At 64.2% G+C, this 24,173-nt stretch carries 20 protein-coding genes; 11 read left to right on the forward strand and 9 right to left on the reverse strand.

Annotated features, from left to right (window positions below; all coding sequences use genetic code 11):
- Positions 1-25: 25 nt before the first annotated feature.
- Positions 26-787 carry a LuxR family transcriptional regulator gene (locus ACGYLO_RS06060; protein ID WP_271688095.1) on the reverse strand — a complete coding sequence of 254 codons (762 nt, stop codon included), beginning with the start codon at positions 785-787 and terminating at the stop codon, positions 26-28.
- A 185-nt stretch (positions 788-972) separates the two neighbouring features.
- Here ACGYLO_RS06060 and ACGYLO_RS06065 point away from each other — a divergent pair, with 185 nt between their 5' ends.
- The 7 genes from ACGYLO_RS06065 to ACGYLO_RS06095 all read left to right on the forward strand — a co-directional run bounded on the left by ACGYLO_RS06065 (position 973) and on the right by ACGYLO_RS06095 (position 8,873).
- Entirely contained in the window at positions 973-1,374 is a 402-nt protein-coding gene (locus ACGYLO_RS06065; protein WP_067261195.1) for a MerR family DNA-binding transcriptional regulator, read from the forward strand.
- Positions 1,375-1,431: 57 nt separating this feature from the next.
- Positions 1,432-3,213 carry an acyl-CoA dehydrogenase C-terminal domain-containing protein gene (locus ACGYLO_RS06070; RefSeq protein WP_271688097.1) on the forward strand — a complete coding sequence of 594 codons (1,782 nt, stop codon included), beginning with the start codon at positions 1,432-1,434 and terminating at the stop codon, positions 3,211-3,213.
- 50 nt (positions 3,214-3,263) lie between these two features.
- Positions 3,264-3,476, forward strand: coding sequence for a hypothetical protein (locus ACGYLO_RS06075; RefSeq protein ID WP_271688099.1), 213 nt, complete (start codon positions 3,264-3,266; stop codon positions 3,474-3,476).
- Positions 3,477-3,499: 23 nt separating this feature from the next.
- Entirely contained in the window at positions 3,500-4,648 is a 1,149-nt protein-coding gene (locus tag ACGYLO_RS06080) for an acyl-CoA dehydrogenase family protein (RefSeq protein WP_271688101.1), read from the forward strand.
- A gap of 134 nt (positions 4,649-4,782) precedes the next feature.
- Positions 4,783-5,421 carry a glutathione S-transferase family protein gene (locus tag ACGYLO_RS06085; protein WP_271688103.1) on the forward strand — a complete coding sequence of 213 codons (639 nt, stop codon included), beginning with the start codon at positions 4,783-4,785 and terminating at the stop codon, positions 5,419-5,421.
- Between the two features lie 15 nt (positions 5,422-5,436).
- Positions 5,437-6,651 carry an acetyl-CoA C-acetyltransferase gene (locus ACGYLO_RS06090; protein WP_209218222.1) on the forward strand — a complete coding sequence of 405 codons (1,215 nt, stop codon included), beginning with the start codon at positions 5,437-5,439 and terminating at the stop codon, positions 6,649-6,651.
- Between the two features lie 20 nt (positions 6,652-6,671).
- Entirely contained in the window at positions 6,672-8,873 is a 2,202-nt protein-coding gene (locus ACGYLO_RS06095) for a 3-hydroxyacyl-CoA dehydrogenase NAD-binding domain-containing protein (RefSeq protein WP_271688105.1), read from the forward strand.
- A 224-nt stretch (positions 8,874-9,097) separates the two neighbouring features.
- Here the strand turns inward: ACGYLO_RS06095 and ACGYLO_RS06100 are convergent, their stop codons facing one another.
- Positions 9,098-9,739: a sulfotransferase family 2 domain-containing protein gene (locus ACGYLO_RS06100; protein WP_271688106.1), complete on the reverse strand. Its 642-nt coding sequence runs from the start codon at positions 9,737-9,739 to the stop codon at positions 9,098-9,100.
- Entirely contained in the window at positions 9,736-10,668 is a 933-nt protein-coding gene (locus ACGYLO_RS06105; RefSeq protein ID WP_209218225.1) for a DMT family transporter, read from the reverse strand. Before ACGYLO_RS06105 ends, ACGYLO_RS06100 begins: the two co-directional genes overlap by 4 nt.
- Positions 10,669-10,762: 94 nt before the next feature.
- Here ACGYLO_RS06105 and ACGYLO_RS06110 point away from each other — a divergent pair, with 94 nt between their 5' ends.
- Positions 10,763-12,388 (forward strand): AMP-binding protein, encoded by a 1,626-nt coding sequence (locus tag ACGYLO_RS06110; protein WP_271688107.1) that lies wholly within the window; start codon positions 10,763-10,765, stop codon positions 12,386-12,388.
- A gap of 84 nt (positions 12,389-12,472) precedes the next feature.
- Entirely contained in the window at positions 12,473-13,486 is a 1,014-nt protein-coding gene (locus tag ACGYLO_RS06115) for a hypothetical protein (protein ID WP_271688108.1), read from the forward strand.
- A 69-nt stretch (positions 13,487-13,555) separates the two neighbouring features.
- Here ACGYLO_RS06115 and ACGYLO_RS06120 read toward each other — a convergent pair whose 3' ends face one another.
- The 5 genes from ACGYLO_RS06120 to ACGYLO_RS06140 form a co-directional block, all read right to left on the reverse strand.
- Complete coding sequence (locus ACGYLO_RS06120; protein WP_271688109.1) at positions 13,556-14,989, reverse strand: SPOR domain-containing protein; 1,434 nt, start codon at positions 14,987-14,989, stop codon at positions 13,556-13,558.
- A gap of 87 nt (positions 14,990-15,076) precedes the next feature.
- Positions 15,077-15,718, reverse strand: a complete 642-nt coding sequence (gene upp, locus ACGYLO_RS06125; protein WP_067263778.1) for a uracil phosphoribosyltransferase — start codon at positions 15,716-15,718, stop codon at positions 15,077-15,079.
- Positions 15,719-15,788: 70 nt separating this feature from the next.
- Entirely contained in the window at positions 15,789-16,979 is a 1,191-nt protein-coding gene (locus tag ACGYLO_RS06130; protein WP_271688111.1) for a phosphopentomutase, read from the reverse strand.
- The gene (locus ACGYLO_RS06135; RefSeq protein WP_271688112.1) at positions 16,979-18,283 is read right to left on the reverse strand and encodes a thymidine phosphorylase; all 1,305 of its coding nucleotides are present in this window, start codon (positions 18,281-18,283) and stop codon (positions 16,979-16,981) included. Before ACGYLO_RS06135 ends, ACGYLO_RS06130 begins: the two co-directional genes overlap by 1 nt.
- A gap of 4 nt (positions 18,284-18,287) precedes the next feature.
- Positions 18,288-18,680 (reverse strand): cytidine deaminase, encoded by a 393-nt coding sequence (locus ACGYLO_RS06140; RefSeq protein WP_067267269.1) that lies wholly within the window; start codon positions 18,678-18,680, stop codon positions 18,288-18,290.
- A gap of 221 nt (positions 18,681-18,901) precedes the next feature.
- On the opposite strand from ACGYLO_RS06140, the gene ACGYLO_RS06145 reads away from it, so the two are divergent.
- Positions 18,902-21,175 (forward strand): NADP-dependent malic enzyme, encoded by a 2,274-nt coding sequence (locus ACGYLO_RS06145; RefSeq protein WP_271688113.1) that lies wholly within the window; start codon positions 18,902-18,904, stop codon positions 21,173-21,175.
- Between the two features lie 42 nt (positions 21,176-21,217).
- Here ACGYLO_RS06145 and ACGYLO_RS06150 read toward each other — a convergent pair whose 3' ends face one another.
- Complete coding sequence (locus ACGYLO_RS06150; RefSeq protein ID WP_271688115.1) at positions 21,218-21,979, reverse strand: MipA/OmpV family protein; 762 nt, start codon at positions 21,977-21,979, stop codon at positions 21,218-21,220.
- Between the two features lie 190 nt (positions 21,980-22,169).
- On the opposite strand from ACGYLO_RS06150, the gene ACGYLO_RS06155 reads away from it, so the two are divergent.
- Positions 22,170-24,062 carry a propionyl-CoA synthetase gene (locus ACGYLO_RS06155; protein ID WP_271688116.1) on the forward strand — a complete coding sequence of 631 codons (1,893 nt, stop codon included), beginning with the start codon at positions 22,170-22,172 and terminating at the stop codon, positions 24,060-24,062.
- Positions 24,063-24,173: the final 111 nt, after the last annotated feature.

The raw sequence follows: 24,173 nt of genomic DNA on the forward strand, positions 1-24,173 counted from the left end.
ACAGCGACGCGAGGTCAACCTTGCCCTAGGGCGCGCCCTCTTTCGGGCGGCGCAGCAGCCCCGCCCCCAGCCCGCGAATGGCCGCGGTCGTGCGGTCATTCACCTCAAGCTTGGAGAAAATCCGCCGCACGATCGTATCGACCGTATGGGGCGAAATCCCAAGTATTTCGGCGATGACGCCATTGCTCTTGCCGGTAGCGATCCACTCCAGCACCTCGACCTCGCGCGGGGACAGGCCGAAATCCCGCGGCGATTGGCTTTCGGCCAAGACGCAATAGCGCAGATGCGCGATCTGGGCGGCGCTGAGAAGTTTGTACAACGCTTCCGGCGGCAGACGCGCCTGTTTGGCGGCAAACCCCAGTCCTACCACGGCGGAATCCCTGCCCGGACCATGCACCCTAAGCGAAATGCCGTCATTCGGGTAGCGCCGCATCAATCCTTTCATATAGAGGCCTTCCGCAGAGGTAAGCCGCGCCGTGCGGGCCACATCCGACCAGTAAATCGGCATCACCTGTTGCCGGGCCAGCGCCTCCACCGGGCTTTCGCGCAGCTTCTCTATGTCGAGAAACTGCGAATGCCACTGCGGTCCATCTGTCCCACTGCTGTCGAACTGATAGAGGATCGCAGGCGCGCCGGGGCTGTCACCGTGATAGCTGACCAGATCAATTCCACGACCTTGATAATAGGCAAGGCCGCAAGCCAGAAGACGCGCCGCGGAGGTGGCGTTCTGCGCACAGTGAACCAATCCGTCCAACGTCTTCGGCCCGATTTGATCGAGGTTTGCCATCTCCCACCCGTTCTAATGCCCAGCGCCATGGCGGCGGCGCACGCCCATCATCCTTTCAAACCTAAAGGAAATTACCCTGCGCATAAAGTGACGCAACGTATCACTTACGTCAACGTCAACTCCCATTGTATCAGAAATGCCAGCCCCCAACTGAAGTCATGAAACGACGATTGGAGAGTGATGAGATGACCGCCGACACGCTGACCATTCGCCAGATGTGCGACGCTTTCGAAGTGACCCCCCGCACCCTGCGGTTCTACGAAGCGAAAGAGCTGCTCTTCCCATTGCGCGAGGGCCAGAAACGCCTGTTCACCAAAAGCGACCGCGCCCGGCTCAAGCTGATCCTGCGCGGCAAGCGCTTTGGTTTCAGCCTCGAAGAAATCCGCCAGCTGCTCGACCTGTATCATATGGGCGACCAGCAACAGACGCAGATCGCCGCGGCCTATGAGATCGCCCGCGCCCGTTTGGCCGACCTCGAGTCGCGCCGCGAAGAGCTGAACGAGGCCATCGAAGACCTCAAGGACCAGTTGAAATGGGGGGAAAAGATGATCGCCTCCATGAACCAACCCCGCCGCGCCGCCGAATAACCCCGGCGGCGATGCCGCCCCCCAGACATCCATAAAAAGACGACCCGGAGAGCAAAGATGCCCAGTTACACAGCCCCCACCAAAGACCTGCAATTCGTGCTGCACGACGTGCTGAAGGTCACCGAAAGCAAGACCCCCGGCTATGAAGAGTTGGAGCCTGATTTCACCTCCGCCATCCTCGAAGAGGCGGGCAAGCTCACCTCCGAAGTGCTCGCCCCGCTGAACGTCGTGGGCGACAAGGAAGGTTGCCGCTTGGAAAACGGTGCCGTCTACACGCCGAAAGGGTTCAAAGAAGCCTTTGAAAAGGTGAAAGAAGGCGGCTGGCCCGGCCTTGACATGCCCGAGCAATACGGCGGGCAGAACATGCCCTATGTCCTCGGCACCGCCGTGGGCGAGATGTTCTCCGCCGCGAACCAAGCTTTCACCATGTATCAAGGTCTGACCCACGGCGCGGCCTCCGCGATCCTCGCCCATGGCACCGACGCGCAGAAAGACACCTACCTGCCCAAGATGGTCTCGTGCGAATGGACCGGCACCATGAACCTGACCGAGCCGCATTGCGGCACCGATCTGGGCCTGATGCGCACCAAAGCCGCCCCGCAGGACGACGGCAGCTATAAAATCTCCGGCCAGAAGATCTTCATCTCCTCAGGCGAGCATGACATGGCCGACAACATCATCCATCTGGTGCTGGCCAAGATCGAAGGCGGCCCCGAGGGCATCAAGGGCGTATCGCTCTTCATCGTGCCGAAGTTCATGGTGAACGAAGACGGCTCCTTGGGGGAGCGTAACGGCGTCTCCGTCGGCTCCATCGAAGAGAAGATGGGCATCCACGGCAACTCCACCTGCGTGATGAACTACGACGGCGCCACCGGCTATCTGCTGGGGACCGAACACAAGGGCATGCGCGCCATGTTCACCATGATGAACGAAGCCCGCGTCGGCGTCGGCATGCAGGGTCTGGCACAGGCCGAAGTGGCCTATCAAAACGCGCTGGAATACGCCAAGGACCGCCTGCAAGGTCGTGCCGTCACCGGTGCCGTCGCCCCCGAAAAACCCGCGGATCCGCTGATCGTGCATCCCGACATCCGCCGTTCGCTGATGGATCAGAAAAGCTTTGTCGAAGCGGCCCGTGCCTTCGTCCTTTGGGGGGCCACGATGATCGACGCGGCGCACCGCGCTGAGGATAAGGACGCAGATGGCCTCGTGTCGCTGCTCACCCCGGTCATCAAGGGCTTCCTGACCGACCAAGGCTACGACATGACCGTGAAGGCCCAGCAGGTCTACGGTGGCCACGGCTATATCGAGGAATGGGGCATGTCCCAATTCACCCGTGACGCCCGCATCGCACAGATCTACGAAGGCGCCAACGGCGTGCAGGCGCTTGACCTCGTGGGCCGCAAACTGGCGCAGGACGGCGGCAAACACGTCATGGCCTTCTTCGACCTCGTGAAGGGCTTCATCAAGGACAACGCGGGCCAAGACGCCGAATTCGACGCGGCCTTCCTTGAACCCCTGAAGGCGGCCAGCAAGGACCTGCAATCGGCGGGCATGTACTTCATGCAGAACGGCATGAAGAACCCCAACAACGCGCTCGCCGGGTCCAATGACTTCATGCATATGTTCGGTCATGTCTGCCTCGGCCTGATGTGGGCCAAGATGGGTTTGGCGGCGAAAGAAGCATTGAAGAGCGGCAGCGGCGACGCCACCTTCTACGAGACCAAGCTGGCCACCGGGCGCTACTATATGGCGCGCCAACTGCCCGCCACGGCCTTGCACCTGACCCGCATCCAATCGGGCGCGGATACGGTCATGGCGCTGGAGGCCGCAAACTTCTAAAACGGGGGGTGGGGGCAAGCCCCCCACCCTGCCCAACACCCGGAGAGACCATGCCCAAACGCTTCCGCCTGACCCGCCGCTTCCCCGTCGCCATGACCGAAGAAGGCTACCGCAGGCTGAAGAAGTTCAGCACCGAAGCAGGTCTTGATGAGGGGGAAGCGCTGTCGTTCCTGTTCGAGAATTTCAACTCAGTCATGAACGAGGAAAACCTGATCGCGCGGCTGCGCCTGTTCAACGCCGAACTGGACGCCCGCAAACGCTGAACCCTTGGGGAGGGGGCCAGAAGATGCAGACCAAAACATCCAGCTGGATGACCGAAGAACACCAGATGATCGCCGACATGACGGCGCAGTTCATCAACACCGAATGGGCGCCGCATTTCGAGAAATGGCGCAAGCAGGGCCAGATGGACCGCGACACATGGGCCCAGGCCGGAGAGCTCGGCCTGCTCTGCCCCTCGGTGCCCGAAGAATACGGCGGCGCTGGTGGCGACTTCGGCCATGAGGCCGCGATCCTGATCGAAGGCTCCCGCGCCAACCTCGCCTCCTGGGGCCACGGCATCCACTCCGGCATCGTGGCGCATTACATCCTCGCCTATGGCACCGAGGACCAGAAAAAACGCTGGCTGCCCAAGATGGTCTCGGGCGAGCTGGTCGGCGCACTGGCGATGACTGAACCCTCGACCGGCTCGGACGTGCAGCGCATCAAAACTAAGGCGATCCGCGAGGGCAACGCCTACAAACTCTCGGGCCAAAAGACCTTCATCACCAACGGCCAGCACGCCAACCTGATCATCGTGGCGGCCAAGACCGACCCCAAGGAAGGCTCCAAGGGCGTCAGCCTCGTCGTCGTGGAAACCGACAAGGCCGAAGGTTTCCAGCGCGGCCGCAACCTCGACAAGATCGGCCTGCATGCCGCCGACACTTCCGAGCTCTTCTTCGACAATGTCGAGATCCCGCCCGAGAACATCCTCGGCCAAGACGAGGGCCAGGGCTTCTACCAGATGATGCAGCAACTGCCGCAGGAACGCTTGATCATCGGCTGCGGCGCGGTGGGCGCCATGGAAGGCGCAGTGGCGCGCACGGTACAATACTGCAAGGAACGCGAGGCCTTCGGCGGCCCGCTGACCCAGTTCCAGAACACCCGCTTCCAACTCGCCGAGGTCAAAACCAAGACCGCGGTGGCCCGCGCCTTCCTCGACGAATGTATCGCGGAACACCTGCGCGGCGAACTCAGCGTCGACAAGGCGGCGATGCAGAAATACTGGCTCACCGACACTCAAGGCGAGGTGCTGGATGTCTGCTTGCAGATGCACGGCGGCTACGGCTTCATGCAGGAATATGCCGTGGGCGAAATGTGGGCCGACGCGCGGGTGCAGCGCATTTACGGCGGTACCAACGAGATCATGAAGGAACTGATCGCGCGCAACCTCTGACCGCGCGCGGGTTGAAACACCGGCGCAGAGGTATTTGAAAAAGGATGAAGATAAGGCGCCCCCTGCCCCCTTCATCCTTTCACAAATACCTTCCGACATTTCAGCGGGCGCCGACAGAAGAGGAGGAATGACAGGTGACCATACAGCTTTATTGCTTTGGCGAATCGGGCAACGCCTACAAGGCGGCGCTTGCGCTCGAATTGTCCGGGCTCGACTGGGAGCCGGTGAAGGTGGACTTCTTCGGTGGCCAGACGCGCCAGCCCGACTACCGCGCGCAGATCAACAACATGGGCGAGGCGCCGGTGATGATCGACGGCGATCTTCGGCTCACCCAATCGGGCGTAATTCAGGATTACGTCGCGGAAAAGACGGGCAAATTCGGCGGGCGCGACGCGACGGAACGGCGCGAAATCCTGCGTTGGGTGCTATGGGATAACCACAAGCTTAGCTCCGTTGCCGGGATGACCCGTTTTCTGATGAACTTCCTGCCCGAAGACAAACGTCCCGCCGAGGTCATCGCCTTTAATCAAGGCCGGCTCAAGGCCGCGTATAACGTGCTGAACGACCATCTCGACGGCCGCGACTGGATCGTGGGCGACGACATCACCAACGCAGACCTCAGCTGCTGCGGGTATCTTTATTACCCCGAGCCCTTTGGCTTCGACCGCAGCGACTGGCCCCATATCGACGCGTGGCTCACGCGTCTGAGCGAAACACCGGGCTGGAAAGCCCCGTATGATTTGATGCCCGGCAGCCCTGCTGACCGCGCCTGACCCGGAGGACATGACATGACCCAAGACGTATACATCTACGACGCCCTGCGCACTCCGCGCGGCAAGGGCCGCAAGGACGGCGCTTTGCACGAGGTGACCTCGCTGCGACTTTCCGCGCAGACCCTGAACGCCGTGAAGGAGCGCAACAACCTCGAAGGCCATGCCGTCGAGGACGTGATCTGGGGCAACGTCACCCAGGTGATGGAACAGGGCGGCTGCCTGGCACGCTCGGCGGTGTTGGCCTCGGACCTTGATGAGCGCATCCCCGGCCTTGCAATCAACCGTTTCTGCGCGTCGGGCATGGAAGCGGTGAACCTCGCCGCGAACCAAGTCAAAGGCGGCGCCGGCAACGGCTATATCGCCGGCGGTGTCGAGATGATGGGCCGCGTGGCCATGGGCAGCGACGGGGCGGCCATCGCCGTGGACCCGACGCTGGCGATGGAGAAATACTTCGTGCCGCAGGGTATTTCCGCCGACATCATCGCCACCGAGTTCGGCTTTTCGCGCGACGAGGCCGACCAACTGGCCATGCAGTCCCAGCAGCGCGCCGCGCGGGCCTGGGAAGAGGGCCGCTTCGACAAGTCCGTCATCACCGTGCGTGACCAGAACGGCCTCGCGATCCTTGACCGCGACGAATACATGCGCCCGCAGACCGATATGCAGAGCCTTGGCGGCCTGAACCCCGCCTTCCAGCAGATGGGCGAGGTCATGCCCGGCTTCGACAAGGTCGCGCTGATGAAATACCCGCATCTTGAGCGGATCAACCACATCCACCACGCGGGCAACTCGTCGGGCATCGTCGACGGCGCCGCCGCGGTGTTGATCGGTAACAAGGAGTTCGGCGAGCAGCACGGCCTGAAGCCCCGCGCCCGCATCCGCGCCACCGCCAAGATCGGCACCGATCCCACCATCATGCTGACCGGCCCGGTGCCGGTGACCGAGAAGATCCTCAAGGACAACGGCATGACCATCGGCGATATCGATCTGTTCGAGGTCAACGAGGCTTTCGCCGCCGTGGTGCTGCGCTTCATGCAGGCCTTCGACGTGGATGACAGCAAGGTCAACGTGAACGGCGGCGGCATCGCCATGGGGCACCCCCTGGGCGCCACCGGCGCCATGATCATCGGCATCCTGCTCGATGAGATGGAGCGCGCCGACAAGGAAGTGGGGCTGGCCACGCTCTGCATCGCGTCGGGCATGGGTGCCGCCACCATCATCGAGCGCGTGTGAGCCGCGAAGGGAGCAAGAGAATGACCGATTTCACAATGAACAAGGATGCCGAAGGCATCGCCACCATCACTTGGGACGTGCCGGGCAAGAGCATGAACGTCATGTCCTTCGACGGCCTGCGCGATCTGGAAAAGCACATCGACGACGCGCTGGCCGATGACGCCGTCAAGGGCATCGTCATCACCTCCGGCAAGGAAGGCTCCTTCGCCGGGGGCATGGACCTGAACCTGTTGGCGAAGATGAAGGAAGACGCAGGCGACGATCCGGCCAAGGGTCTGTTTGAGGGCACGATGCAGATGCACGCCCTGCTGCGCAAGATCGAGCGCGCGGGCATGGACCCCAAGACCAACAAGGGCGGCAAGCCCGTGGCCTGCGTGATCCCCGGCACCGCCGCGGGCATCGGGCTGGAACTGCCGCTGGCCACGCATCGCACCTTTGCCGCGGACAACCCCAAGGCACGCATCGGCCTGCCGGAGATCCTCGTGGGCATCTTCCCGGGTGCTGGCGGCACCACGCGGATGGTGCGCAAGCTCGGCGCCATGGCGGCTTCGCCCTTCCTTCTGGAAGGCAAGATGGTCGCCCCTGCCGCAGCGCAGAAGGCCGGGATCATCGACGAGGTCAGCGAAGACCCGATGGCCGCGGCCCGCGACTGGGTGCTGAACGCCAAGGATGCCGATCTGGTCAAGCCGTGGGATGCCAAGGGCTACAAGATGCCCGGCGGCGCGCCCTACCACCCGGCGGGCTTCATGACCTTTGTCGGCGCCAATGCCATGGTCAACGGCAAGACCCAGGGCGTCTATCCGGCGGCCAAGGCGCTGCTCTCGGCGGTCTACGAAGGCGCACTGGTGCCCTTCGACACGGCGCTAAAAATCGAGGCACGCTGGTTCACCAATGTGCTGATGAACCCTTCATCGGGCAATATGATCCGCTCGCTTTTCCTCAACAAGGAAGCGCTAGAGAAAGGCGCCGTTCGGCCTGAAGGCGTGCCGGACCAGCGCGTGAAGAAGCTGGGCGTTCTGGGTGCCGGCATGATGGGGGCTGGCATCACTTTGGTCTCGGTTCAGGCCGGGATCGAGGTCGTGCTGATCGACCAGACGCAGGAAGCCGCCGACAAGGGCAAGGCCTATTCCGCGAGCTATTTCGACAAGGGCATCGCCCGCAAGAAATCGACCGAGGAGAAGAAGGCCAAGGCGCTCGATCTGATCACCGCCACCACCGATCTCGATGCGCTCAAGGACTGCGATCTGATCATCGAAGCGGTCTTCGAAGACCCCAAGGTGAAGGCCGAGATGACCCAAAAGGTCGAAGCCGTGATCCCCGAGGATTGCATCTTTGCCTCCAACACCTCGACCCTGCCGATCACCGATCTGGCCAAGGCGTCGAGCCGCGCGGAGCAGTTCATCGGCATTCACTTCTTCTCGCCGGTCGAAAAGATGCTGCTGGTGGAGATCATCAAGGGGCAAGAGACCGGTGACCGGGCCGTGGCCAAGGCGCTCGACTACGTGCGCCAGATCCGCAAGACGCCGATCGTGGTCAATGACGCGCGCTTCTTCTATGCCAACCGCTGCATCATTCCCTATATCAACGAGGGTGTGCGCATGGTCCAGGAGGGTGTCGAGCCCGCGTTGATCGAGAACGCCGCGAAGCTGGTCGGCATGCCCTTGGGCCCGCTGCAGCTGATGGACGAGACCTCGATCGATCTGGGGGCGAAGATCGCCCGGGCGACCAAGGCGGCGATGGGCGATGCCTATCCGAACGACGACATCGATCCGCTGGTGTTCTGGATGGAGGAAGAGGGCCGTCTGGGCCGCAAGGCCAACGCCGGTTTCTACAGCTACGACGCCAAGGGCAAGCGCGAGGGGCTGTGGCAGGGCATGGGGGACAAGTACCCCGTGGCAGACGAGCAGCCTGAGCTGATCGAGGTGCAGCACCGCTTGCTATTCTCGCAGACGCTGGAAGCCGTGCGCGCGCTGGAGGAAGGTGTCTTGATGGACATCCGCGAGGGCGACGTGGGCGCGATCCTCGGCTGGGGCTTCGCGCCTTGGTCGGGTGGCCCGCTGAGCTGGCTCGACATGATCGGCGCGCCCTATGCGGCGGAGCGTTGTGACGAATTGACCGAGAAATACGGTGAGCGTTTTGCCTGCCCGGACCTGCTGCGCGATATGGCGCAGAAGAACCAGAGTTTCTACGGACGGTTCAACCCGGACGCCAAAGCGGCGTAAGGGGGAGAGGGGCGCTTCGGCGCCCCTTTTTATTGGTAGGAGGGTCATCGTCTGTGATGCCACCCGGCCCGGAATCAAGCCGCAGGCGCCGGGCCATCGCCTGCCCGTCCCCCGGGTAGGCGATTTGGCGAGGTTGGGCCTGCCCTCGCGATGGCACGCCACGGTTGAACGATAAAGTGGCAGCGACGCCGCGCGGGTCGCCAACCCACGGGCAGGCGCTGGCCCTAGTGCTCTTTGTAACCGTAGCCAAACCGCGCGATATCCTCGGCACAGACCTCCGACACCAAATCGCGCAACTCGGGCGTATAGGCCGCCTGCCCCTCCGAGGCATTCACCCGCGGCAACTCCAACTCAAACCCAAGATGCTCAAACAACGGCGCCGCATCCTGCGGAAAATGCTCCAGCCGAATATAGAGATCGCAACGCTCCCGCCCCGCCGCATCCCGCATATACCGCCGCGCGGGCCATGCCCGCAGGCTGGCTTGCGTCTGCGGATGCCGCAGGAACCCAGCAAAATCCGTCGCCTTCGCCAGCGCCACCGCCGGATGCTCGAACCCCTGCCCGCGCAGCCAGCGATAGTAGCTCGCCACCCGGTCCCACGGGTTGCGCACCAGCGTGAAGCAGAACAGCCCCGAGAGTTCCTCCGCTGTCACCAACCCGTCGATGTCCGCCAGCGTCGAATGCTTCCACAGCCGCCCCGCGGTCTCGACCCCCTGCACCCGCCGCCGCCGCTTCCGCGCTTTCGGCGTATCGCCCAGCATCACGTCGTCTTTCATCGCGCGCGCCTCCAGCGCCAGCGCCAGTGAGGTGCCCCCGGTCTTGGGGATATGAACGAAGACGTAACGCCGACCGCGACTAATGATCACTCCACCGCCTCCGGCGCGCGTAGGGTCGAAGGCTCATCGCTGCGCAGGGCGATCACCGCCCCGGCCAGTGCGATCAACGCCATGCCCGCGAATGCCAAGGGCGGCACCTCTTGATCCCAGAGGATATAGGCCCAGAAACTGGCGAAGATCAGCAGCGAGTACTCGAAAATCGCCACATGCCCGGCCTCTCCCAGTTGGTAGCCGCGCACCAGGAAGCCGATGCCGATGAGCGAGCCCACCGCCTGCACCGCGATCCAGAACCACATCGCGCCGTCGAGCGGCCCCCATGTCCGGCTGACGAAACCTTCGGCCCCCGCCACCTCCGCCCCCGGCAGGACCAAGACACCGATGCCGCCCATGACTGCCAACATGCCGAAGAAGCCCGCGGTCATCACCATCGTGCTCTCCCCCTCGCACCACGCCCGCGTCGCCACGGCGCCGATGGCATAGAGCGCCCCGGCCAACAGCGGGAGGAAGGCCACGGGGTCAAGATCGCTCGGGTCAGGGCGGATCACCATCAAGGCCCCGGCAAAGCCCACGGCCACGGCCCCCCACCGCCACGGGCCGACGCGCTTGCCTTGAAACAGGGCCGAGATCATCAGCACGAAAAGCGGCGAGGTGAACAGCCCGGCCACCACCACCCCGATGGGCAGAAAAGCCAGACAGCCGAAATAGATCAACATCGCGCCCGCCTGAAACAAGCTGCGCCCGGCCACGGCCCAGAACCGCCGCGGGCGCAGAATGCCGAAACCCAGGGCCGCCAGCACCATCAGAATGGCCACCGCCATAAGCCCGCGCAGGAAGTGGAACTGCCAGAGCGACCCGCGCTCGGTGATGAAGGGCACGAAATTATCCGTCAGCCCCAAGGCCGCCATACCGCTCACCGCGCAAAGCGCCGCCAGCCCCGATTTTACCGCTGTGTCCTGCATCTGCCCTCCTTTTCCCTCCTGCCCTCTTTTCAAAGTCACGTCCGGGCAGCAATACTCAACCCCAAATCGCAACCAATGCCTTGGGAGGGGTCGCATGGGGTGGATGACGGATGAAAGCGGGCTTGAGAAATGCGCGGCGAATTTCGTGCCGCTCACGCCCTTGTCGCATTTGGCCCGCGCCGCAGAGGTTTTCCCGAACCAGACGGCGGTCATCCACGGCGCGCATCGCGTCACCTATGCCCAGTACCACGACCGCTGCACCCGCCTCGCCGCGCTACTGGCCGAGATCGGCGTGCGCCCCGGCGATGTGGTCGCCACCCTCATCCCCAACCTGCCCGCACAGGCCGAGGCGCATTTCGGCGTGCCCGCCTGCGGGGCCGTGCTTAACACCATCAACATTCGCCTCGATCCCGACACGGTGGCCTATATCCTCGACCACGGCGGCGCCAAGGTGCTCTTGGTCGATACCGAGTTCCTGCCGCTGGCCGAAGACGCCTGCGCGCGGATGGAGGGCACCTGCCCCGCCATCATCGAAGTGCCCGACGCCCCCGCCGGTTTCCCCGCCAGCGGACGACACCCGCAATACGAAGAGTTGCTTGCGGAGGCGAATCCGAACTTTCGCTGGATCATGCCGCAGGACGAATGGGAGAGCCTCGCGCTCAACTACACCTCCGGCACCACCGGGCGGCCCAAGGGCGTGGTCTACCACCACCGCGGCGCCTACCTGATGACCATGGGCACGGTAATCTCTTGGCAGATGGTGTTGCGCCCGGTCTTCATGCAGATCGTGCCGCTGTTTCATTGCAACGGCTGGAACCACACATGGATGATGCCGCTTTTGGGCGGCACGCTGGTCTGTTGCCGCGACATCACCGCCGCGGCGATCTATGACGCCATCGCCGATCACGGCGTCACCCATTTCGGCGGCGCGCCCATCGTGTTGAACATGCTGGTCAACGCGGACGCAGAAGACCGCCGCGCCTTCGATCACCGGGTCGAGGTTTTCACCGCGGGCGCGCCCCCGGCCCCCGCGACCCTGTCGAAGATCGAAAAGCTGGGGTTCAACGTCACGCAGGTCTATGGGCTGACCGAGACCTTTGGCCATGTCACCGAATGTCTCTGGCAAGGCGCATGGGACGGGCTGCCCGAACCCGAACGCGCCGGGATCAAGGCGCGCCAAGGTGTCGCCATGCCGATGATGGAAGAGATCACCGTAATGGACGCCGAGATGGCCCAAACCCCGCGCGACGGCACCGCGCAGGGCGAGATCATGATCCGCGGCAATGCGGTGATGAAAGGCTACCTCAAGAACCCCGAGGCCACGGTCGAAGCCTTTGCGGGCGGCTACTTCCACTCCGGCGACATCGCAGTGCAGCACCCCGATGGCTACATCCAGATCGCAGACCGTGCCAAAGACATCATCATCTCGGGCGGAGAGAATATTTCGAGCGTCGAGGTCGAGGGCGTGTTGATGGGCCACGGCGCGGTCAACCTCGCCGCCGTGGTGGCCCAACCGGATGAGAAATGGGGCGAAGTGCCCTGCGCCTTTGTCGAGTTGAAACCGGGGGCGGAGGCCAGCGAAGAGGCGCTGATCGCCTTCGCCCGCGCGCGCCTTGCCGGATTCAAGATGCCCAAGCGCGTGGTCTTTGGCGAACTGCCCAAAACCTCCACCGGGAAAATCCAGAAATTCGAATTGCGCAAACAGGCGGCGGCCCTCTAAGGCGGGGCATTATGTCACCTGCCATTGCTGATCCCGCAGCGCGTGGTAGAGTGGCGAAAACTGACAGGCCCGCAGCAGAACCCCATGACCGCCTTGACAAAATACGCCCGGCTCGAAGCGACGGGCCTTTGGCGCGCCACGCCCGATGCGCAGCGGCGCGAGGTGATCGTCTCTATCGGTGACGCGACGCTGGTGATCAGCGATCTCAAGGATCAGGCGCTGACCCATTGGTCGCTGGCCGCCGTCGACAGGGCCAACCCCGGCCAGACCCCCGCGCTCTATCATCCAGACGGCGATCCGGGCGAGACGCTGGAACTGCCCGACAATGAAACCGAGATGATCGAGGCCATCGAAAAGCTGCGCCGCGCGATCAATCGCAGCCGTCCCAAGCCGGGGCGGTTGCGGTCGGTCGGCATGTTGGCCTCCGTCGCGGTGGTGGCGGCGCTGGCGGTCTTTTGGATGCCCGGCGCGCTGCGCGATCATGCGATCAAAGTGGTGCCAGAGGTCAAGCGTGTCTCTTTGGGCACGGCGCTGCTCAAGCGGCTTGAACGCGTCTCTGGCCCCGCCTGCGAAAGCCCCGGCGGCAGTGCCGCGCTGTCGCGGCTCACCAAACGGTTGGAGGTCGGGCGCGTGGCGATCCTACCCGATATGACCCGCGCCAGCCTGCATCTGCCAGGGCGTCTCATCGTGCTCGACCGCGCGGTGCTGGAGGATTACGAAGAGCCCGACGTCGCTGCGGGCTATGTGCTGACCGAGGATGTGGCCCGCCGGGAACATGACCCGCTGCGCGCGCTTTTGGAGGCCGTGGGCCTGCGCGAGAACTTCCGCCTGCTGACCACCGGCGATATCTCTTCCGAGGCGCTGGATGCCTATGCCGAGCAACTGCTGATGCGCCCCGCCGCGACACCGCAGGTCGAGGCTCAACTGGCGCGATTTGCCCAAGCCGAGCTGCGCAGCAAGCCCTATGCCTTTGCGCGTGACATCACCGGCGAAAGCACCCTGCCCCTGATCGAAGGTGACCCGATGAACGGCAAGCTGACCGCACCGCTGATGTCGGATGCCGATTGGCTGAGATTGCAAAGCATCTGCGGCGGCTGACGGATTGGCCCAAGAAAAAGGCCAGCCGGGGAACACCGCGGCTGGCCTTTCTCCTTCATTGCAAAACGCTTAGCGCCGCAGATAGGCGTCCCGGTATCCCGCCCGGCGCAATTGGCCAAGCGCCGCTTGGGCAGAGCCGCCCGCAATGGGGCCTGCCTGAACGCTGTGATAGGTTTTGCCGCCACGGGTCTGTTTGCCGATGCGGGCGGGCAGGCCCAAGGCCGCGATCTGCCGCGCCGCGCGCTGCGCATTGGCGGGGCTGCCGAAGACACCGACCTGCACATAGCCCGCTTTGGTGCTGGGCTGGGCTGTCGGGGCCGAGCGGCTGGAATAGACGGGGGCCGTCTTGATCGGGCGGGCATCCCGATGGATCGGCGCGGCGTTGCGGTAGCGCAGCACCCGTTTCACCACTTGGCCATCCCGCTCGACGATCTTGACCCGCCCAAGCTTGCGGCGCTGCGTTTCGATATCGAGATAGGGATAGATCAGCGGCACTTTGGCGGTCACGTCTTCGCCGGTGGCCTTGTTGACCAAACGGCGCGGCAGGGTCTGGGTCCAGACCAACAGCATGTCGGCGCGGCCTTCCAAGGTCTGCTCGGCCCGGTGCGGGTTCAGACGGTCGTCTTCCCAAACCTTCCGGTATCCTTTCGGGACTTTCACATTGGTCGTGTTTACCCGATTGATCGCCACATGTTTCGGCACGATCCGCGTCTGCGTGCCCACGGCGCGGGCGGGTTTGGCGCTGACCACCGGTGCGGTGACGGCGGCAGGGGCCACGATCCGCGCGGGTGCAGCGGCAACGCCGGGCATCATACCCGCGCTGCGGTAGGGCTGCGGTGCGGTGCCGCGCTGCGGGCTCGAAGGGGCAAGACGCCCCGTCACGATCGGCTCCGCCTGCGGACCGCAGCGCACGCTATAACCATTCCCGCGCCGCATATAGCGCTGCGACAGGGGCGACGCGCCGGGGCAAGCGGTGACGAAGCCAGCCGGTGCCGGGGCGGCCAACGCGACGGGTTTGCTGGGCACCACGGGCACGGGGCGCGGCGCGGTTTCGCGCACGACTTTGGGGGCAGTGCTCCGCGCCGGGGCTGGCGCGACACGGCGCACCACTTTTTGCGGCGCGGGCCGGGCCACGGGGGCTTTCGGCTTCGCCTTGGGCGCAGGCGCTTCGGCGACGCGGGCCGGGGGCCTCTTGGCCGGGGCGGGGTCGACCTTGGTCTGCGCCGCCTCAACCTTTGCCTCTGCCACTTTCACGCCATTTGTGGGCTGGAACCCGCAGATTTGCTCGCGCGCGCGGCTCATGCGGGGCACCCAAGACACATTGCCGTCAATGCCCGCGCGGATGAACACACATCCCGCGCTGTCGACATATTGCTTGCCCTTGTAAGAGGACGGCGGAAACTCTGCCGGTTGGCTGCGGCTGTCCTGCGCTTGGGTCTGCGATCCGCCGACGCCCAAGGCTGCGACGATCATCGCCATGGCAATACTTCTGGTAAGTGTCATCTAATGCCCCCACACTATCTGGTAGAACGATGCATCAGCGCGCGGCCTGAGTAAAGCACCGCGCGCCGATTAGCGAAACTTACCCGATCACTTGGTGCCGAACATCCGGTCACCCGCGTCGCCCAAACCGGGGATGATATAGCCCTTCTCGTTGAGGGACTCGTCCAGCGAGGCCGTGACGATGCGCACGTCCGGATGCGCCGCTTTCATCGTGGCGACCCCCTCGGGCGAGGCCAACAGGCAGAGGAAGATGATATTGGTGGCGCCTGCCTCTTTCAGCAGATTGATCGCCGCGACCGAGGAGTTGCCGGTGGCCAGCATCGGATCTACGGCGATGACCAAACGGTCTTCCATCGCCTCGGGCACTTTGAAGTAATACTGCACCGGCTGAAGGGTCTCTTCGTCACGGTAGAGACCGACAAAGCCGACCCGCGCCGAGGGGATCAATTCGAGCACCCCATCCATCAGCCCGTTGCCCGCCCGCAGGATCGAAATCAGCGCCAGTTTCTTGCCGTCGAGCGTTGGCGCGTCCATCTCTTGCATCGGGGTCTCGACCCGCTTGGTCGTCATCGGCAGGCCGCGCGTCACCTCATAGGCCAAAAGCTGGCTGATCTCGCGCAGCAACTGCCGGAAGACGGCGGTCGAGGTGGCTTTGTCGCGCATGATGGTCAGCTTGTGCTGCACCAGCGGATGGTCGACGATCGTCAGGTGATTGGGGGTATCGGTCATGCGGCAGGCTCCTTTATTTGCCCTGCTTCTAGCCGCACAAGCGCCCCGCTCGCAAGCAAAGGCTGCGCGGCTACTGCGGCACCTCTACCCCCAGATGCCTGGCGACGAGGGCTGCGACATCGGTAAAGCCGATTTGCCCCAACGCCCCTGCCCCGGTCCCGGCGACCAGTACCGGCACCCTTTCGCGGGTGTGATCGCTGCCCGCCCATGTCGGATCATTGCCATGGTCCGCCGTGACCACCAGCATGTCGCCGTCGCGCAGTGCGGCGATCACCTTGCCGATCTCGGCATCGAACCACTCCAACGCGCGGGCATAGCCCGACACATCGCGGCGGTGCCCGTAAAGACTGTCGAACTCCACGAAATTGGCGAAGGTCAGGCTGCCCTCTTCGGCTTCACCCACCAGATCATGCAGATGATCCATCAGCTTGGCATCCGGCCCTTTGCGCAGCTCGTCGATGCCCTGCATGGTAAAGATGTCGCCAATCTTGCCCACCGCATAGACCCGCCCTCCGGCGTTCTGCACCCAATTGGTCAGCACGGGTTTGGGCGGGGTGATGGCATAGTCGCGCCGGTTCGCGGTGCGCTGGAATGCACCCACTTCCCCGGTGAAGGGCCGTGCGATGACACGGCCCACCTTCATCTCATGCAGCCGCGGCGCGATGTCTTGGCACAGCTTCAAAAGGCGATCGAGGCCAAAGGTCTCTTCATGCGCGGCGATCTGGAACACGCTGTCGGCAGAGGTATAGCAGATCGGCCAGCCGCTTTCGCAATGCTCCGCCCCCAGCTGTTCGATGATCGCCGTGCCAGAGGCGTGGCAATTGCCCAAGATGCCATCGGTGCCCGCGAGCCGCGCGACCTCTGCGGTCAGGTCTGCGGGAAAGGCAGGCGTTTCATCCGGGAAGTAATGCCATGCCCAAGGCACCGGCAGCCCGGCCAATTCCCAATGGCCCGAGGGGGTGTCTTTGCCCTGCGAAACCTCCGTCGCAGCGCCCCAGCGGCCTTCGGGCGCAGCCCCCAGACCCGGCGCCTCCATCCCGCTGGCCAGCTTCAGCGCGGCCCCCAGACCCAACCGGTCGAGATTGGGCAGGGCCAGCGGCCCGCTGCGCCCCTCTTCGGCCTCTCCCGCGGCACAGGCCTGCGCGATATGGCCCAGCGTATTGGCCCCGGTATCGGGCAGATCACCGTTAAAGAAATCCCCCGCGTCCGGCGCCCCGCCGATGCCCACGGAATCGATCACGACCAAGAATGCACGTTCCATCAGCCGATCCTTTCCAAGATCAAATCCGGCACTTCAACCGCCCTATCGCCTAGCGTGATTGCCGCCAGAACCGCCGCCTCTGCCGCATCCGCAGCCGCCTCTCCCGCTGCGTGGACCGTGGCCAAAGGCGCGCCCGCGCGGACCTCTTCGCCCAAGCGCCGCACCTGCGACAGGCCCACCGCCGGATCGATCTGGTCCGCCTCGACCAGTCGGCCCCCGCCGAGATTGACCACCGCCATGCCGAGTGCCGCGCCGTCGATCGCGCTCACGTAGCCGCCGCGCGGCGCGGGAACCGTTCGGATCACCGGGGCTTTGGGCAGAATGCGCTCCCAGTTTTCGGCGAAATCGGCAGGTGCGCCCATGGCGCTGAGCATCCGGGTGAAACGCTCCAACGCGCGGCCATCGCGGACCGCCGTGCGCAGGGCTTCGGCCCCCGCCTCAGCCGTCGCGGCCAGACCGCCATTGGCAAGAAGCCCACCGCCCAATTCAGCCGCCACATCAAGGATCGGCCCCGTCACCGCCCCGGTCAGCACCCGCATCACCTCGGCCACCTCCAGCGCGTTGCCAAGGCTCGGCACCAGCGGCTGGTTCATGTCGCTGATCACCGCCGTCGTCGGGCAGCCCGCCGCCGTGGCGGTGCCGCTCAGCGCTTCGGCCAAGGCACGCGCCTGCGCGAGCTCCTTCATGAAAGCGCCCGAGCCGACCTTTACATCCAACACCAGCCCATCCAGCCCAGCGGCGAGCTTTTTCGACAGGATCGACGCGGTGATCAGATCGAGCGAATCCACGGTCGAGGTCACATCCCGCACCGCATAAAGCCGCCGATCCGCCGGGGCGATGTCGCCACTGGCGCTGACGATGGCGCAGCCCACGTCCCGCACCACGTCGCGAAAGCGGGCCTCTTCCAACTGCGTGCTGACGCCGGGGATCGCCTCAAGCTTGTCGAGCGTGCCGCCCGTATGCCCCAGCCCCCGACCCGAGATCATCGGCACATAGGCCCCGCAGGCGGCCAGCGCGGGGGCGAGGATCAATGAGACGCAATCGCCCACCCCGCCGGTCGAATGTTTGTCGAGCACGGGGCCATCCAAATCCCAGTCCAACACCTGCCCCGAATCGCGCATCGCGAGGGTCAGCGCCACGCGGCCCTGCTGGTCCAAACCATTAAGGCAGATGCCCATGGCGAAGGCCCCGGCCTGCGCGTCACTGACACGTCCATCGGCCAGCGCCCCGGCCATCCAGGTCAGCGCCTCTGCATCCAATGCCTCACCATGGCGCAGCCGCGCTAGAATGTCCCGCGCGCTCATGCGGTTAACCCTGCATATGGGCGGCGCCAAAGGCCCCCGGCAGCAAGTCGCCCATGGTGGTCTGCTGTTCCTTGCCCGCCACGGTCGCCATGGTCACGGATACATCCCCGCCTGAGAATTCCGCCAGTTTCTGGCGGCAGCCGCCGCAAGGCGTCACCGGCATATCGCTGCCCGCCACGACATAGACCTCGGCGATCTCACGCTCGCCCGCCGCCACCATGGCGGCAATCGCACCCGCCTCGGCGCAGGTGCCCTGCGGGTAGGCGACGTTTTCGACATTGCAGCCACTGAACACCGCGCCCGAGGCAGTGCGGATCGCCGCGCCGACCTTGAAATTCGAATAGGGCGCATGGGCGTTTTCCCGCACCAACACAGCCGCGTCGCGCAAATCAGTCATTAGGCTCTCCCTTTTCTCGGACTATAGAAAATTGCCCCGCCCTGTGCGATGCAAAACCACATGTCCCCTCAATCGCCTCTTAAAAGCCCGCGCAAAATGACCTGCAAGGGCGACGCTGGGGCAAAGCCATCCGGCGCCCAGACCGCCCCCGCCAAAAGCCGCTTTGCCTGCGCGCGAAAATTAGTTTAACGCTAAACCATTATTCGGGAGAAGCATAAACGATGTCCGACACCCCCAACCTGCGCCAAGCTGCATTGGATTACCACGAACACCCCCGGCCCGGGAAACTGGAGATCCGCGCGACCAAACCGCTGGCCAATGGCCGCGATCTGGCGCGGGCCTATTCACCGGGCGTGGCCGAGGCCTGCATCGAGATCAAGAACGACCCCGACACCGCCGCGCGCTATACCTCGCGCGGCAATCTGGTGGCCGTGGTCAGCAATGGCACCGCGGTGCTGGGGCTGGGCAATATCGGCGCGCTGGCCTCGAAACCGGTGATGGAGGGCAAGGCCGTGCTCTTCAAGAAGTTCGCCAATATCGACTGTTTCGACATCGAGCTTGATCAATCCGACCCCGAGAAACTGGCCGAGATCGTCTGCGCGATGGAGCCAAGCTTTGGCGCGATCAACCTCGAAGACATCAAGGCGCCCGACTGTTTCGTAGTCGAGAAGATCTGCCGCGAGCGCATGAACATCCCCGTTTTCCATGATGACCAGCACGGCACCGCCATCGTCGTCGGCGCCGCCGCCAAGAACGCGCTGCATGTGGCGGGCAAACGTTTCGAGGACATCAAGATCGTCTCCACCGGGGGCGGGGCTGCGGGCATCGCCTGCCTCAACATGCTGCTGAAACTCGGCGTGAAGCGCGAGAACGTCTGGCTCTGCGACATCAACGGGCTGGTTTATGACGGCCGGACCGAGGATATGAACCCCAGCAAAGCCGAATATGCACAGAAATCCGACCTGCGCACGTTGGATGATGTGATCGACGGGGCCGACCTCTTCCTCGGCCTCTCCGGTCCCGGTGTGCTCTCGCCCGAGATGGTGGCGAAGATGGCCAAACGCCCGATCATCTTCGCGCTGGCGAACCCCACGCCGGAAATCCTGCCCGATGTCGCCCGCGCCGTGGCACCGGATGCGATCATTGCCACAGGGCGCAGCGATTTTCCCAATCAGGTCAACAACGTGCTCTGCTTCCCCTTCATCTTCCGGGGCGCGCTGGACGTGGGTGCGACCACGATCAACGACGAGATGAAGATCGCCTGTATCGACGGTATCGCCGCCCTCGCCCGCGCCACCACGAGCGCGGAGGCGGCAGCGGCCTATCAGGGCGAGCAGCTGACTTTTGGCGCGGAATATCTGATCCCAAAACCCTTCGATCCGCGCCTCATCGGCGTCGTCTCCTCCGCCGTGGCCAAGGCCGCGATGGAGACGGGCGTGGCGGCGCGGCCCATCGAAGACCTCGACGCCTACAAGCGCAAACTCGACGGATCGGTGTTCAAATCGGCGCTGATCATGCGCCCGGTCTTTGAATCCGCCCGCTCCTCCCCCCGCCGTCTGGTCTTTGCCGAGGGGGAGGACGAACGCGTGCTGCGCGCCGCGCAAGCGATCATCGAAGAAACGGTGGAACGGCCCATTCTGATTGGCCGCCCCGAGGTGATCGAACGGCGCATCGAAAAGGCGGGTCTGAACCTGCAACTGGGCCAAAACGTCGATCTGGTGAACCCCGAGAACGACCCCCGCTACCGCGACTATTGGGAGACCTACCACAGCCTGATGTGCCGCCGCGGCGTCAGCCCCGACATCGCGCGGGCAATCATGCGCACCAATACCACCGCCATTGGCGCCGTCATGGTGCATCGTGGTGAGGCCGACAGCCTGATCTGCGGCACCTTTGGCGAATTTGGCTGGCACCTCAATTACGTCAACCAAGTGCTGGGCCGCGACGGTTTCCGCCCGCATGGCGCGCTTTCGATGATGATCCTCGAAGACGGGCCGCTTTTCATCGCGGATACCCAAGTGAACCTGCACCCCACCCCCGAACAGATCGCCGAGATCGCCATCGGGGCCGCCCGTCACGTCCGCCGTTTTGGCATCGAGCCGAAAGTCGCGCTCTGCTCACAAAGCCAGTTCGGCAATCAGGGCGAAGGGTCGGGCAAACGTCTGCGCGCGGCGCTGGAGATCCTCGACGCGGGCAATCATGATTTCGTCTACGAAGGTGAGATGAACATCGACACCGCGCTTGATGCCGAGTTGCGCGCGCGGCTGCTGCCCTGCAACCGGATGGAAGGGGCCGCCAATGTGCTGGTCTTTGCCCATGCCGATGCTGCCTCGGGCGTGCGCAACATCCTGAAAATGAAGGGCGACGGGCTTGAGGTCGGGCCGATCCTGATGGGCATGGGCAACCGGGCGCATATCGTGTCGCCCTCGATCACCGCGCGCGGGCTGCTGAACGTGGGCGCCATCGCGGGCACGCCGGTCGCGCATTACGGCTAAGACAAGACAAGGCGCCGCCCTCAAGGGGCGGCGCAAAGCCGTTTAGAACCGCCAAGTAAAGGCGCGGCTGACGCCAATGCGCATGGTCCATTGATCCTCTGACCCGGCCTGCGTGATCGGGCTGTCGGCAGCGTCATTCAGCAGGCGTTGATAGGCCACGGCCCCTTCCAGCGCCCATGCCTCGTCCAAACGATAGGTCGCCTCAACCTCGACACCCGCGCCGAGCAGACCGCCACCGGCCTCATAAGCGGCGAAGTTCGTGGTGGCGGTGTCGACGCCGTAATAGGTGTCAGCATAGGTGTCGTTGCCAAGGCTGAAACGCGGGCCTGCGGTGATAGTCCAGCGTTCATCGGGGCGGAAGATCACATCGCCGCCGATGTCGCCGGTCACGCCTTCATGGCCGCCAAAGCCACGGCGCACCTTGCCGAAGACCTGCCAGTTCACCTCGCGGTAGACCACGCCAAAGCCCAGTTCGACCGCTGCGTCGATATCCTCAAGCCCCGCAAGCTCCGCGTGATCGGAACTGTCACGTTCGCCCAGATAGCGGAACGCGCCAGTGAAGCCGAAACCGGTCTTGGGCGCTTCGCCAATGTTGGTGCCGATCTTGCGCCCGCCCCATTCCAGCGTGCCGAAGGTAAAGGCCAAATCCGGCGTCGCGCGATAGCTGCTGGCGCCCGGATAATCCGGCGCCGCGCCGACACCGCCGCGCAGGGCGAAGTTGATGCTACGGTCCTGCGCCGCGGCAGGCAGCGCGGCAACGATGGCAAGGCAGGATGCAAGAGGCAAAGAAAGGGCGAGACGCATAATGGCAGGCTCCGGAAAAACAGTGAATTTCCGCCCAATTTAGCATGACGCGGCGCGACTGACAGGAACAATAGCGTTCCGCTTGCCGAAATCTTTCTAAGCGGCCAGAGTGACTGGAAATAATTGCGCATCAGCACAGCTATACCCGGGCCACGGGTTTGCCGGACAGCGCAACAGGAGGAGGAACACCATGGGATATCGCGACACCTACGACCGCTGGAAGGCCGACCCGGAAGCCTATTGGCTAGAGCAAGCCGAGGCGATCGACTGGGACATCGCGCCGACGCGCGCGCTGTTTGATCGGGGCGACCATATCTACGAATGGTTCGCGGATGCCAGTGTGAACACCTGCTACAACGCCGTGGACCGCCATGTCGACCAAGGCAACGGCAAACGCGTGGCGATCATCCATGACAGCCCGATCACCGGCAGCAAATCCACCCTGACCTATGGGGAGTTGCAGGCCCATGTCGCCTCGCTCGCCGGGGCGTTGGTGGCGCAGGGCGTCGAGAAGGGCGACCGCGTGGTGATCTATATGCCCATGGTCCCCGAAGCGGTGGAGGCGATGCTGGCCTGCGCGCGCATCGGCGCGATCCATTCCGTGGTCTTCGGCGGTTTCGCCTCTAGCGAATTGGCGGTGCGGATCGACGATTGCAAACCCAAGGCGATCATCGCCGCCTCCTGCGGGGTGGAGCCGTCGCGGGTGGTGGATTACAAACCGCTGCTTGACGGAGCCATCGAACAGGCCAGCCACAAGCCTGACACCTGCATCATCCTGCAACGCGGCCAGAAACCCTGCGAGTTGAACCCCGAGCGGGACATCGATTGGTACGCCGCCCAAGACGGCGTGCGCCCGGCGCCCTGCGTGCCTGTGGAGGGGAACCACCCGGCCTATATTCTCTACACATCCGGCACCACCGGCGCACCCAAGGGCGTGGTGCGGCCCACGGCGGGGCATCTGGTGGCGCTGAACTGGACCATGAAAAACGTCTATAACGTCGAACCGGGAGAGGTCTTTTGGGCCGCCTCGGACGTGGGCTGGGTCGTGGGGCACAGCTATATCTGCTACGCCCCGCTGATCGCCGGGAACACCACCGTCGTGTTCGAAGGCAAGCCCGTGGGCACGCCCGATGCCGGCACCTTCTGGCGGGTGATTGAGGAACATGGCGTGGCGAGCTTCTTTACCGCCCCCACCGCCATTCGCGCCGTTAAACGCGAAGACCCCGAGGGCGAGGAGATCAAGAAATACGACCTGTCGAGCCTGCGTGCGCTCTATCTGGCGGGGGAGCGGGCCGATCCCGATACCGTCGAATGGGCGCAGGAGAAACTGGGCAAGCCGGTCTACGATCACTGGTGGCAGACCGAGACCGGCTATACCATCGTCGGGAATCCGGCGGGGCTTGAGGCGCTGCCGGTCAAGGTCGGCTCCCCAACCGTGCCGATGCCGGGCTATGACGTGCAGATTTTGGATGAGCGCGGCGACCCCCTGCCCGCCGGAGAGTTGGGCGCCATCGCCATCAAGCTGCCCCTGCCCCCCGGCACCCTGCCGGGGCTCTGGAACGCCGAAGACCGTTTTCGCAAATCCTACCTCAGCACCTTCCCCGGCTATTACGAGACGGGCGATGCGGGCCGGATCGACGAGGACGGCTATGTCTGGATCATGGCGCGCACCGATGACGTGATCAACGTCGCGGGCCACCGCCTCTCGACCGGCGCGATGGAAGAGGTCTTGGCCGGTCACCCCGACGTGGCGGAATGCGCGGTTGTGGGGGTCAGCGATGAGCTTAAAGGACAGATGCCGGTCGGGTTTCTCTGCCTGACCAAGGGTGTCGACCGCCCGCATGAGGAAATCGTTTCCGAATGCGTCACCCGGATGCGCGAGCAGATCGGCCCCGTCGCCGCCTTCAAACAGGCCGTGGTGGTCGACCGCCTGCCCAAGACCCGCTCGGGCAAGATCCTGCGCGCGACGATGGTGAAGATCGCCGATGGGGAGGATTTCAAGACCCCCGCCACCATCGACGACCCGGCGATCTTGGACGAAATCCGCACGGCGCTGAGTGGCATCGGCTACCCGCAGAGCTAGCCAAAAATCACATGGCGGTGGACCTTTGCCGGTCCGGCGCTACAGTTACCCCCACAGAAACGCGCGCGCAGCCCAGCCCGCGCGTTTTTTACAATTGCGTTGCTTGCGCAA

The organism is Sulfitobacter sp. 1A13353, from assembly GCF_043557255.1.
In the GTDB taxonomy this organism is placed as follows: domain Bacteria; phylum Pseudomonadota; class Alphaproteobacteria; order Rhodobacterales; family Rhodobacteraceae; genus Sulfitobacter; species Sulfitobacter faviae.